Origin of the sequence: Pseudescherichia vulneris, assembly GCF_902164725.1 — a bacterium.
Taxonomy (GTDB): Bacteria; Pseudomonadota; Gammaproteobacteria; order Enterobacterales; family Enterobacteriaceae; genus Pseudescherichia; species Pseudescherichia vulneris.
On record NZ_LR607338.1, the window covers coordinates 3,506,027 to 3,517,808 of the forward strand.

11 protein-coding genes are annotated in these 11,782 nt (G+C 57.9%); 10 read left to right on the plus strand and 1 reads right to left on the minus strand.

What is annotated here, in order from left to right; translation table 11 throughout:
- The first annotated feature begins 100 nt into the window (after positions 1-100).
- The 4 genes from dacD to FN633_RS14590 all read left to right on the plus strand — a co-directional run bounded on the left by dacD (position 101) and on the right by FN633_RS14590 (position 3,575).
- On the plus strand, positions 101-1,270 hold the full coding sequence (gene dacD, locus FN633_RS14575; RefSeq protein ID WP_154058954.1) for a serine-type D-Ala-D-Ala carboxypeptidase DacD: 1,170 nt from the start codon (positions 101-103) through the stop codon (positions 1,268-1,270).
- Positions 1,271-1,388: 118 nt separating this feature from the next.
- Positions 1,389-1,862, plus strand: a complete 474-nt coding sequence (sbmC, locus tag FN633_RS14580; protein WP_154058203.1) for a DNA gyrase inhibitor SbmC — start codon at positions 1,389-1,391, stop codon at positions 1,860-1,862.
- 146 nt (positions 1,863-2,008) lie between these two features.
- Positions 2,009-3,067 (plus strand): FUSC family protein, encoded by a 1,059-nt coding sequence (locus tag FN633_RS14585; RefSeq protein ID WP_154058204.1) that lies wholly within the window; start codon positions 2,009-2,011, stop codon positions 3,065-3,067.
- Between the two features lie 166 nt (positions 3,068-3,233).
- On the plus strand, positions 3,234-3,575 hold the full coding sequence (locus tag FN633_RS14590) for a DUF496 family protein (protein ID WP_042389917.1): 342 nt from the start codon (positions 3,234-3,236) through the stop codon (positions 3,573-3,575).
- Positions 3,576-3,657: 82 nt separating this feature from the next.
- Here FN633_RS14590 and FN633_RS14595 read toward each other — a convergent pair whose 3' ends face one another.
- Complete coding sequence (locus FN633_RS14595) at positions 3,658-3,966, minus strand: ArsR/SmtB family transcription factor (RefSeq protein ID WP_042389919.1); 309 nt, start codon at positions 3,964-3,966, stop codon at positions 3,658-3,660.
- 222 nt (positions 3,967-4,188) lie between these two features.
- On the opposite strand from FN633_RS14595, the gene fusA reads away from it, so the two are divergent.
- From fusA to FN633_RS14625, 6 genes are all read left to right on the plus strand, one after another.
- Positions 4,189-6,294 carry an elongation factor G gene (fusA, locus tag FN633_RS14600; protein WP_154058205.1) on the plus strand — a complete coding sequence of 702 codons (2,106 nt, stop codon included), beginning with the start codon at positions 4,189-4,191 and terminating at the stop codon, positions 6,292-6,294.
- 258 nt (positions 6,295-6,552) lie between these two features.
- Complete coding sequence (locus FN633_RS14605) at positions 6,553-7,662, plus strand: branched-chain amino acid ABC transporter substrate-binding protein (protein ID WP_042389921.1); 1,110 nt, start codon at positions 6,553-6,555, stop codon at positions 7,660-7,662.
- Between the two features lie 29 nt (positions 7,663-7,691).
- Positions 7,692-8,606 carry an ABC transporter permease subunit gene (locus FN633_RS14610; protein WP_154058206.1) on the plus strand — a complete coding sequence of 305 codons (915 nt, stop codon included), beginning with the start codon at positions 7,692-7,694 and terminating at the stop codon, positions 8,604-8,606.
- Between the two features lie 11 nt (positions 8,607-8,617).
- Positions 8,618-9,904: a high-affinity branched-chain amino acid ABC transporter permease LivM gene (livM, locus tag FN633_RS14615; RefSeq protein WP_154058207.1), complete on the plus strand. Its 1,287-nt coding sequence runs from the start codon at positions 8,618-8,620 to the stop codon at positions 9,902-9,904.
- On the plus strand, positions 9,901-10,776 hold the full coding sequence (locus FN633_RS14620) for an ABC transporter ATP-binding protein (protein ID WP_154058208.1): 876 nt from the start codon (positions 9,901-9,903) through the stop codon (positions 10,774-10,776). The genes livM and FN633_RS14620 overlap by 4 nt, the downstream gene beginning before the upstream one ends.
- Positions 10,773-11,489: an ABC transporter ATP-binding protein gene (locus FN633_RS14625; protein WP_154058209.1), complete on the plus strand. Its 717-nt coding sequence runs from the start codon at positions 10,773-10,775 to the stop codon at positions 11,487-11,489. Before FN633_RS14620 ends, FN633_RS14625 begins: the two co-directional genes overlap by 4 nt.
- The last annotated feature ends 293 nt before the right edge of the window (positions 11,490-11,782 follow it).

Genomic DNA, 11,782 nt, shown 5'->3' on the forward strand with positions numbered 1-11,782 from the left:
GCATTTATCTCCCCCTCTGTCACATTTGTTTGCAATTGTTCCAGGATTCGACACAACATTTTCCGTACAAAGGTCAGCTCTTTTGTCACACCTTAAGGATATCCTCTTGAAACGCCGTTTGTTTATTGCCGCCTCCCTCCTTGCTATTTGCGTGAATTCTGCGCTGGCTGCCGATCCTTCTTTTGCTGTACAGCCTCCGCAGATCCAGGCCGGTGCCTGGGTATTAATGGACTACACCACGGGGCAGATATTGACCGCAGGCAATGAACATCAGCAGCGTAACCCAGCCAGCCTGACCAAGCTGATGACCGGCTACGTGGTTGACCGCGCTATCGATAGCAAGCGCATCACGCCGGACGATATTGTTACCGTTGGTAAAGACGCCTGGGCCAAGGGAAATCCAGTATTTGATGGCTCCTCACTGATGTTTATCAAGCCAGGAGATCGCATCACGGTGCGCGATTTGAGCCGTGGCCTGATCGTTGACTCCGGCAACGACGCCTGCGTAGCGCTGGCGGACTATGTGGCTGGCGGCCAGCCGCAGTTTGTGAAGATGATGAACAGCTATGCGCAGAAGCTCAACCTGCGCGATACCCACTTCGAAACCGTCCATGGTCTGGATGCGCCGGGCCAGCACAGCACGGCCTACGATCTGGCCGTGCTCTCCCGGGCTATCATTCACGGTGAGCCTGAGTTCTACCACATGTATAGCGAGAAGAGCCTCACCTGGAACGGTATCACCCAGCAGAACCGTAACGGCCTGCTGTGGGATAAGTCGCTCAACGTCGACGGTCTGAAAACCGGCCACACCTCCGGGGCGGGCTTTAACCTCATCGCCTCCAGCGTCAACGGCCAGCGGCGGCTGATTGCGGTGGTGATGGGGGGTGAGAGTCCAAAAGGGCGTGAGGAGCAGGCGCGCAAGCTGCTGCACTGGGGCGATGATAACTTTGATACCGTGCAGATCCTGCATAAGGGTAAACAGGTGGGGAGCGAGCGCGTCTGGTACGGCGATAAAGAGAAGGTGGCGCTGGGTACGGACCGCGACTTCTGGCTGGCGCTGCCGAAGGCCGATCTGGATCATATCAAAGCCAAATACGTGCTGAATGGTAAAGAGCTGGAAGCTCCGATGCCTGCGAACCAGCAGGTGGGCGAGGTGGAGCTGTATGATAACGGCAAGCTGGTTGCCCGCTCACCGCTGGTCACCCTGGAGGCGATTGAGAAAGGCGGCGTTTTCTCACGCATGAGCGACTATCTGCATCACGTTCTGTAAGAAGCGGCGGGCAGGCTGGCAACTCTGCGAGTCTGCTCGCATACTGAACAGGCCAGGGGTGACAAAGCCCCTAAAAAAAGAGAGTGTATATCCATACAGCAATCATCGCGGAGGCAGCATGGACTACAGTATCAAACAGCTCGATAAGCGCACTATTGCCGGGTTTCATCTGGTAGGACCGTGGGAAAAGACCGTTAAGCAGGGCTTTGAACAACTCACGCTTTGGGTGCAAACCAAACATCTCCAGCCGCAGGAGTGGATCGCCGTCTACTACGATAACCCCGACGAAGTCCCGCCGGAGAAGCTGCGCGCCGACACGGTCATTTCAGTTCCTGAGGGCTTTACCGTCCCGGAAAATAGCGAAGGGGTGATCCTGAGCGAACTGCCCGGCGGCCAGTACGCCGTAGCCCGGGCCCGGGTCTATAACGAAGAGTTTGAGAAAACGTGGGATCTCTTTTTTGACAGCCTGCTTCCGGATGCCTACTACCAGATTGCTGCCCGGCCCTGCTTTGAGCGCTACCTGAATGCAGACAGCAGCAGCGGCTACTGGGACGTTGAGATGCACATTCCCGTTGAGCCCAAATCACGTTAAGCGCCTGCTTACCGTTGATCCTGGCGGCCTGTTTACTGATTTTAATCATTTAAAGCGGTTTTTACGGGGCTTTCGGTCACAATGCCGACGCCCCGGCGCGAAAATTCGCTACAATTGCGCCTTTGTCGTTTTAGCCGGAGAGCGTAGTGCGCACCGACAAATCACTTAGCCCGTTTGAAATACGCCTGTATCGTCACTATCGCCTCGTGCACGGGGCCAGGATAGCGCTGGCGTTTATTCTGACCTTTCTGCTGGTGCGTCTGCTGGACGTTCCGGAGGGCACCTGGCCGCTGATCACCCTGGTGGTGATCATGGGGCCGATCTCCTTCTGGGGAAACGTTGTGCCGCGCGCCTTCGAGCGTATCGGCGGCACTATCCTCGGTTCGGCGCTGGGGCTGATCGCCCTGAAGCTGGAAGTCATCTCTCTGCCGCTGATGCTGCTCTGGTGTGCCGCCGCGATGTTTCTCTGCGGCTGGCTGGCGTTGGGCAAGAAACCCTACCAGGCGCTGCTGATCGGCATCACGCTCGCGGTAGTGGTGGGTGCACCGGCCGGGGATATGAACATCGCCCTGTGGCGCGGCGGGGATGTGATCTTAGGCTCGCTGCTGGCGATGCTGTTTACCGGCATCTGGCCGCAGCGGGCGTTTCTGCACTGGCGCATCCAGATGGCAAACTACGTTACGCAATTTAACCGGGTCTATCAGGCGGGCTTCTCACCGAACCTGGTGGAGCGCCCACGGCTGGAGAAGCATCTACAAAACATCCTCAACGACGTAGTGAAGATGCGCGGCCTGATTGCGCCAGCCAGCAAAGAGACGCACATTCAGAAAGCGATCTTCGAAGCCATTCAGACCGTAAGCCGCAACATGGTGTGTATGCTTGAACTGCAGATCAACGCCCACTGGGCGTCACGGGCCAGCCACTTCGTGATGCTTAACGCCCGGACGATCCGCGAGACCCAGACCATGACGCAGCAAACGCTGCTCACCATCGCCCATGCGCTCTACGAAGGCAATCCGCAGCCGATCCTTGCTAATAGCGAGCGGCTTAACGAGATTGTGGCGGAGCTGCGGGAGCTGATCCAACAGCATAAAGATGAGACGCTGGCGGAAACCCCAATGCACGGCTACGTGTGGTTAAGCATGGAGCTGGCGCGGCAGCTGGAGCTGCTTTCGCATCTTATCTGCCGGGCGCTGCGCAAATAAGCCGCATCCGTAACTGAATCAGCAGCAGGTTGTTTCGATTCAGCCAGATTTAGCGTTATGATATTTAGAGGGATAAAATCATTGTCATTAGCAACGGCTAAAAGTATGTTTACCCTATAGCGGTTGCTTTAACGAATCCGAATCCGATATTAGCAGGGGTGTAAAAATGGAAACTACTAAGCCTTCATTCCAGGACGTTCTGGAGTTCGTACGTCTGTTCCGCCGTAAGAACAAATTACAGCGCGAAATTCAGGACGTTGAGAAAAAAATCCGCGATAACCAGAAACGCGTTCTGCTGCTGGATAACCTGAGCGACTACATCAAGCCGGGAATGAGCGTTGAAGCGATCCAGGGCATCATCGCCAGCATGAAAACCGACTACGAAGACCGCGTAGATGACTACATCATCAAAAACGCTGAGATCTCGAAAGAGCGCCGTGAAATCTCTAAAAAGCTGAAAACGATGGGTGAGCTGAAGCACGCCGCGGTTGAAGCCAAAGACGAGTAATCCTTCTAAGCCGGGTCTGGCAACTCTGTCACCCGGCGTTTTACCTCTTCCACGCCCCCGAATGACCTCGCAAACCGTTTAACTATTGCTCGGCATGAATGGCATTAAGCAGGATATCCATCAGTCCTGGAAAACGGGCATCAAGGTCGTCCCGGCGCAACGAGATCAGATTTTCCCTGCCCTGGGGACGCTGCCAGATCACGCCGCTGTCGCGCAGCACGCGCCAGTGGTGGGTCATGGTCGATTTGGCCACGTCCTTGCGCAGCGACCCGCAGGCCTGCTCTCCTTCATCCGCCAGGGTTCTGACTATCTCCAGGCGCAGCGGATTTCCCAGCGCGAACAGTACATTTTCGAGGCGGATTTTTGCCCGATCGGGATGGCTGGCAATCATAGTGTTCCTGAGTCAATAAGCACAAATAGTGACCAGCGAGCTGGCTAACGCATACTATACCTAAACCCAACGGCGAGTGCCATGCGGCAGCAGCGGCGAGATTATCATCCATAACTATAGCTAAAATAGTTCGAATATACTCGTACAGTTGGACTATGATGAGGACGTTAAACCTGAATGGCCGCACTGGCCGCTAACAGTCAAACTGACTAAGGACGCATCATGCCCCGACCCATCCCCCTCGAACGCTATCGCAACATTGGTATTTCTGCCCACATTGATGCCGGCAAAACCACCACCACTGAACGGATCCTGTTTTATACCGGCATGAGCCATAAATTGGGTGAAGTTCACGATGGCGCAGCGACGACAGACTGGATGGCGCAGGAGCAAGAGCGCGGAATTACCATTACCTCCGCAGCCGTAAGCTGCTTCTGGCCCGGTATGGATCGGGGTTTTGAGCCGCACCGCATCAATATCATCGACACCCCCGGCCACGTTGACTTCACCATTGAGGTGGAGCGCTCCATGCGCGTGTTGGACGGCGCGGTAATGGTCTACGACTCCGTAGGCGGCGTGCAGCCCCAGTCGGAGACCGTCTGGCGACAGGCCAACAAGTATCACGTGCCCCGGCTGGCGTTCGTCAACAAGATGGACCGTCCGGGCGCGGACTTCTTCCGCGTGGTGCAGATGATGATCGACCGCCTGAAGGCAAATCCGGTACCGATTGTGATCCCCATCGGGGCGGAAGAGCACTTCACCGGCGTGATCGATCTCATCAAAATGCGGGAAATCATCTGGGACGATGCCACCCAGGGGATGGCGTTCAGCTACGCGCCGGTGCCCGAGGAGCTGCTGACAACGGCGAAAGCGTGGCGCGAGAAAATGGTCTCCGCAGCGGCGGAAGCCAATGACGAATTAATGGATAAGTATCTGGAAAACGGCGATCTGGAGGAGGCTGAGATTATTAGCGGCCTGCGCGCCCGCACCGTGGCCGGTGAGATCCAGCCCGTGCTTTGCGGGAGCGCCTTTAAAAACAAAGGGGTACAGCGTGTGCTCGACGCGGTGGTAGAGCTGATGCCGTCCCCGCTTGATATTCCCGCCATCAAGGGTGTGGATGAGAAGGGCGCAACCGCCGAGCGCCATCCGGACGATCGCGAGCCGTTCTCTGCGTTGGCCTTTAAGCTAATGACCGACCCCTACGTGGGCCAGCTCACCTTTATCCGCGTCTACTCCGGCGTGCTGAAAAAAGGTGACGCGGTGTGGAACCCGGTTAAGGGCAAGAAGGAGCGCATTGGGCGCATTGTGCTGATGCACGCCAACGACCGCCACGAGGTGGACGAGCTGCGAGCAGGGGATATCGCTGCCTGCGTCGGGCTGAAGGATGTCACCACCGGTGATACTCTCTGTGCCCCGGACGCGGTGATCACCCTTGAACGTATGGAGTTTCCGGATCCGGTGATCTCCCTGGCGATTGAGCCGAAGACCAAGGCGGATCAGGAGAAGATGGGCATTGCGTTGCAGCGGCTGGCGGCAGAGGATCCCTCATTTCATCTGCATACTGACGAGGAGTCGGGCCAGACCATCATCTCTGGTATGGGCGAGCTGCATCTGGAGATCATCGTCGACCGCATGCGGCGAGAGTTTGGCGTAGAGGCCAACATTGGTCGTCCGCAGGTGACCTACCGGGAGACGATCCGTAAAACGGTGAAGGATATCGAAGGCAAGTTTGTCCGTCAGTCCGGCGGTAAAGGGCAGTACGGTCACGTGGTGCTAACCCTGGAACCGCTAGAGGGAGGCAAGGGTTTTATCTTTGAGGATGCCACCAAGGGCGGGGTTGTACCTCGGGAGTTTATCCCCTCGGTGGAGAAGGGCCTGCGGGAGGCGATCAACAGCGGCGTGCTGGCGGGTTATCCGGTGGTCGATATCAAGGCGACGCTGACCTTTGGCTCCTACCATGACGTCGACTCCTCGGAGCTGGCCTTCAAAATGGCGGCGATTTTCGGCTTTAAAGAGGGGGCGAAGCGCGCCGACCCGGCGATCCTGGAGCCGATTATGCACGTGGAGGTAGAGACCCCGGAGGAGTATGCCGGGAACGTGATGGGGGATCTCTCGTCCCGTCGCGGCATGGTACAGGGGATGGATGAGCGGCTGGGAAGCCAGATTATCCGTGCCGACGTGCCGCTGGCAGAGATGTTCGGTTACTCGACGACGCTGCGCTCAATGTCCCAGGGACGTGCCACCTACAGCATGGAGTTCCACCACTATGCGGAAGCACCGCGTAACGTGGCGGAGAGCATTATCGCCAGCCGGGCCAAAACCGTCTAATCGGCCGATCGACCCTCGCTAACCGCGCCCCGGCATGGCCAATCCTGCCGGGGCGCGTTTTTTTTGCGCAGCGGAAAAATTGCTCAACTCAGTGATCTGCGCTGCAAATTTGTACAAGCGGGATGCGCACTCTCACTTTCCCACAGCTATGTTTAAGATTCTGGACGGTCCGGACACCGCGTAGCCCAGCCAGCCATGTGATGGCGACCTCTCCCACGCCGCTGGCGGCGGGTTCTGAACCGTGCTGAGGATTAACACATGTCTATCAAAACGCTTACGTTACCGCTTGCTCTGCTGAGCGGCCTGGGTGCTGCGTTTTATGCGCAGGCGGATATCACTATCGGCGTTGCCGGGCCTTTTACCGGCCCCAACGCCACCTACGGGGCGCAGTACTGGAAGGGCGCAACCCAGGCGGCGGCGGATATCAATGCCGCAGGCGGCATCAAGGGCGAGAAGATCGTGCTGGTGCAGGGGGACGACGCCTGCGAACCCAAGCAGGCGGTGGCGGTGGCAAACCGGCTGGTAGACGAAGAGAAGGTCTCCGCCGTGGTAGGCCACTTCTGCTCCTCCTCCACGATGCCCTCGTCGGAAGTCTATGACGAAGCCGGCGTCCTGACCATCACCCCCGGCTCTACTAACCCACAGATTACCGAGCGGGGCATGCAAAACATGTTTCGCATGTGCGGCCGCGACGATCAGCAGGGTGTGGTGGCGGCAAACTACATTCTCGACGTGCTGAAGGCCAAAAAAGTTGCTGTGATCCACGACAAGGACACCTACGGTCAGGGGCTGGCGGACGCGATGCGCGCGGCACTGGCGAAGCGGGGCACTAAAGAGGTGCTGTATGAGGGGCTATCCCGAGGCGAAAAAGATTTCAACGCGCTGGTCACCAAAGTGGGGGCGCTGAAGCCTGACGTGGTCTACTTTGGCGGCTGCCATCCCGAGGCCGGGCCGCTGATACGCCAGATGCGCGAGCAGGGCGTAGAGGCGAAATTTTTCTCCGGCGACTGCGTAGTCACCGAGGAGCTGGTCACGGCGGCAGGCGGGGCGCAGTTCACCAACGGCGTGCTGATGACCTTCGGTAAAGATCCCCGCACCATCCCGGCGGGAAAAGCAGTCATTGAAAAATTCCGCGCCGCAGGCTTTGAGCCGGAAGGCTACACCCTCTACTCTTACGCCTCCATTCAGGCTATCGCCGCCGCCTATAACGCCGTCGGCAAAGACAACGAGAAGGCCAGCGCCTGGCTGAAATCCAACAGCGTCGATACGGTGATGGGGCCCAAAGCCTGGGACGGGAAGGGCGATCTCAAGGTCTCTGACTACGTTGTCTATCAGTGGGACGACAAAGGCAAATATCACCAGCTGTAATCTCCTTCACCGGGGCGAGGGCGTTCACCATGGATGCATTCTTCTTGCAGCAGCTTATCAACGGCCTGACGCTGGGCGCGGTGTATGGCCTGATCGCCATCGGCTATACGATGGTGTACGGCATCATTGGCATGATCAACTTTGCCCACGGTGAGGTCTATATGATCTCGGCCTATCTCTGCGCCATCGGCCTCGGGCTGCTGTCGTGGTTTGGCCTGCACTCCTTCCCGCTGCTCATCTTTGGCACCCTGATCTTCACCATAGTCGTTACCGGCGTCTACGGCTGGACCATCGAGCGTATCGCCTATCGGCCGCTGCGCAACTCCACGCGCCTCGCGCCGCTGATTTCGGCGATTGGCATGTCGCTGATCCTGCAAAACTATGTCCAGATCGCTCAGGGACCCAATCAGCAGGGGATCCCAACCCTGCTGACCGGCGTGCTGCGCCTGGACGTTGGGGACGGCATTGTGCAGATCACCTGGACCAAAATATTCATTCTGCTGGCGGCGCTGGCGGGGATGCTGCTGTTGACCTGGATCATTCAGTTTACCCGGCTAGGGCGCATCTGCCGGGCCACCCAGCAGGATCGGCGGATGGCGTCGATCCTCGGTATCAACACCGATCGGGTTATCTCGCTGGTGTTTGTGATGGGGGCAGCGATGGCGGGGCTGGCGGGTGTACTGGTCACCATGAACTACGGCACCTTTGATTTCTATATTGGCTTTATCATCGGCATCAAAGCCTTTACCGCCGCCGTGCTGGGCGGGATCGGCTCGCTGCCCGGCGCGATGCTGGGCGGCCTGCTGCTGGGGGTGGCCGAAGCGCAGTTCGCCGGGCTGGTCAACTCTGACTATAAGGACGTCTTCTCCTTTGCGTTACTGGTTGCCATCCTGATTTTCCGCCCGCAGGGGCTGCTGGGCCGTCCGGTGGTGGCGAAGGTATGAGGAGCACGAGCATGACGGATGCGGCGATAAAGCCCCGGCTGGATCTGAAGCAGTGCCTGCGGGATACCCTTCTGGCCGGGCTGTGCGCGTTAGTGGTATTCGGGCCGATTGTCGGTGTGGTGCTTAAAGGCTACAGCGTTAATCTGGCTCCGGCACGCGTTGCGCTGCTGATAGCGATCGTCATGGCCGGACGCTTTCTGCTGAGCCTGGCCCTGCAAACCACGCGCGGGCGACAATTTACTCGCCGCTTTGAGAGCGCCAACGACGGGGTCTTTGTTCGCTCGCCGGATCATACTTCCCATCTGCGCTGGATTGGGCCACTGCTGCTGCTGCTGGCGATGCTGTTTCCCTTTGTTGCCAGTAAATACCTCCTGACCGTAGCGATCCTCGGGCTGATCTACGTTCTGCTCGGGTTGGGACTCAATATTGTGGTAGGCCTGGCCGGACTGCTGGACCTCGGCTACGTCGCGTTTTACGCCATCGGTGCCTATGGTCTGGCGCTGGGGTATCAGTATCTCGGCCTCGGGTTTTGGGTGATGCTGCCCATGGGGGCGATCATCGCCGCGCTGGCTGGCGCGCTGCTGGGTTTTCCGGTGTTGCGGATGCATGGCGATTACCTGGCGATTGTGACCCTCGGCTTCGGGGAGATTATCCGCCTGGTGCTCAATAACTGGGTGAGCTTTACCGGCGGGCCAAACGGCATCTCTGCGCCCGCGCCGACCTTTTTAGGGCTGGAGTTTAACCGCCGAGCGCGAGACGGCGGCGTCCCCTTTCATGAATTTTTTGGCATTACCTATAACCCTAATCTCAAGTTTATCTTTATCTACGCGGTGCTGATTCTGGTCGTCGTATTAGTGCTGTTTATTAAGCATCGGCTGACCACCATGCCCATCGGCCGCGCCTGGGAGGCGCTGCGGGAGGATGAGGTCGCCTGTCGATCGCTGGGCTTAAACCACGTTCTGGTCAAGCTGTCGGCTTTTATGTTGGGAGCCTCCACCGCCGGGATTGCCGGCGTCTTCTTCGCCACTTACCAGGGTTTTGTGAATCCCACCTCGTTTACCTTTTTTGAGTCGGCACTGATCCTCGCTATCGTGGTGCTAGGCGGCATGGGTTCCACGCTCGGCGTGGTGCTGGCGGCGTTTATCCTCACCGTCGCCCCGGAACTGCTACGGGATTTCGCCGAGTACCGCGTGCTGCTGTTTGGCGTGCTGATGGTGCTGATGATGATCTGGCGGCCACGGGGTCTGGTGCGTACCAGCCGAGCCGGATTTGCCGTGCGTAAAGGCGTTGCGCCATGAGCGATGCCATTCTACGCGTGGAAAATCTGATGATGCACTTCGGCGGCATCAAAGCCCTTAACGACGTGAGTCTGGAGGTGAAGCGAGGATCCATCACCGCGCTTATCGGCCCCAACGGCGCGGGGAAAACCACGGTGTTCAACTGCCTGACTGGCTTTTACCAGGCCTCCGGCGGATCGATCCTGCTGGAGACGCGGTCACGCACCACTGACATTGTGCAGGTGCTGGGCCAGACGCTGCGGGTGAGTGATTTCCTCCAACCGCGCCGGTTAATGTCCCGGCTTGGCTACAAGATGTTTGGCGGCACTCATCTGGTGAACCGCGCCGGGCTGGCGCGCACCTTCCAGAATATCCGCCTGTTTCGCGAGATGTCGGTAGTAGAGAACCTGTTGGTGGCCCAGCATATGCAGGCCAACCGCAACCTGATTGCCGGGATCCTCAATACGCCAGGCTACCGCCGGGCCGAGAGTCAGGCCCTTGACCGGGCATTCTACTGGCTGGAGGTGGTCGAGATGGTGGAGTGCGCCAACCGGCTGGCCGGGACGCTCTCCTATGGCCAGCAGCGTCGGCTGGAGATCGCCCGCGCCATGTGCACCGGGCCAGAGATGATCTGCCTTGATGAACCCGCTGCCGGGCTGAACCCCGTTGAGACCCACGCCCTGAGCCGGATTGTGCGGACTCTGCGCCAGCAGCACGGGGTAACGGTGCTGCTAATTGAGCACGACATGGGCATGGTGATGTCGATTGCCGACTGGGTGATCGTCCTCGACCACGGCAACGTTATCGCGCGCGGGACGCCAGAGGCGATCCAGGCCAACGCCAGCGTCATTGCTGCTTATCTTGGGACCGACGAGGAGGCGATGGATCGATGAGCCAGCCGCTGCTTGAGTTTCATCGGGTCGATGTATTCTACGGCCCAATTCAGGCTTTAAAGAACGTCTCTTTGACGGTAAACGAAGGCGAAACCGTCTCGCTGATTGGCGCGAACGGCGCGGGCAAGTCAACGCTGCTGATGTCAGTCTTTGGTCAGCCGCGCATCGCCAGCGGCGAGATACGCTATCGCGGAGAGAATATTAGCCATAAATCCACCCACTTTATCGCCAGCAACGGCATCGCCCAGGCCCCAGAGGGGCGGCGTATCTTTCCTGACATGACGGTGGAGGAGAATCTGCTGATGGGCACTATCCCCATTGGTGACCGCTACCAGAAAGAGGACAGGGCGCGGATGTACGACATCTTTCCGCTGCTGGAAGAGCGGCGCAGCCAGCGGGCGATGACCCTCTCCGGCGGCGAGCAGCAGATGCTGGCTATCGCCCGGGCGCTGATGAGCCGTCCCCGGCTGCTGCTGCTGGATGAACCGAGCCTCGGCCTCGCCCCGCTGGTGGTAAAACAGATTTTCCAGGTGCTGCGCGAGCTGACCCAGGGAGGGATGACGCTGTTCCTGGTAGAGCAAAACGCCAACCACGCCCTCAACCTCTCCGATCGTGCCTATGTCATGGTTAACGGTGAGATCCGCCTGAGCGGAAGCGGTGCGGAGCTACTGGCAGATCCCGAGGTGCGTAAAGCCTACCTGGGCGGGGGGTGAATGTCCTTCACTTTCCTAATAAAGGGACTTAAAACATTAGTACTATAATACTTAAATAAATGCGATATATTTAAATGCCTTAATAGGTGCAGCCATTGTGCATATTTTTTATGATGCTGGCGTGCAATTTTTAGGTGGAACTGAATAAAGTTAAATTTAAATAACGCTCATTATTGTTAATCCTGCCATATAAGATTTTCCTCAATGCAAGCATGTTTATTATGGATGCCGCTATATAAAATTTAGTTGTCAGCTATCTTTTTGTTTTATATCTATTTTTTTTGATCATTACG

Bases quoted from the DNA above. Each gene is read 5' to 3' on its own strand.
- sbmC (WP_154058203.1), top strand. From the start codon at position 1,389: ATGGACTACAGTATCAAACAGCTCGATAAGCGCACTATTGCCGGGTTT.
- FN633_RS14590 (WP_042389917.1), top strand. From the start codon at position 3,234: ATGGAAACTACTAAGCCTTCATTCCAGGACGTTCTGGAGTTCGTACGT.
- FN633_RS14595 (WP_042389919.1), bottom strand. From the start codon at position 3,966: ATGATTGCCAGCCATCCCGATCGGGCAAAAATCCGCCTCGAAAATGTA.
- fusA (WP_154058205.1), top strand. From the start codon at position 4,189: ATGCCCCGACCCATCCCCCTCGAACGCTATCGCAACATTGGTATTTCT.
- FN633_RS14605 (WP_042389921.1), top strand. From the start codon at position 6,553: ATGTCTATCAAAACGCTTACGTTACCGCTTGCTCTGCTGAGCGGCCTG.
- FN633_RS14610 (WP_154058206.1), top strand. From the start codon at position 7,692: ATGGATGCATTCTTCTTGCAGCAGCTTATCAACGGCCTGACGCTGGGC.
- livM (WP_154058207.1), top strand. From the start codon at position 8,618: ATGACGGATGCGGCGATAAAGCCCCGGCTGGATCTGAAGCAGTGCCTG.
- FN633_RS14620 (WP_154058208.1), top strand. From the start codon at position 9,901: ATGAGCGATGCCATTCTACGCGTGGAAAATCTGATGATGCACTTCGGC.
- FN633_RS14625 (WP_154058209.1), top strand. From the start codon at position 10,773: ATGAGCCAGCCGCTGCTTGAGTTTCATCGGGTCGATGTATTCTACGGC.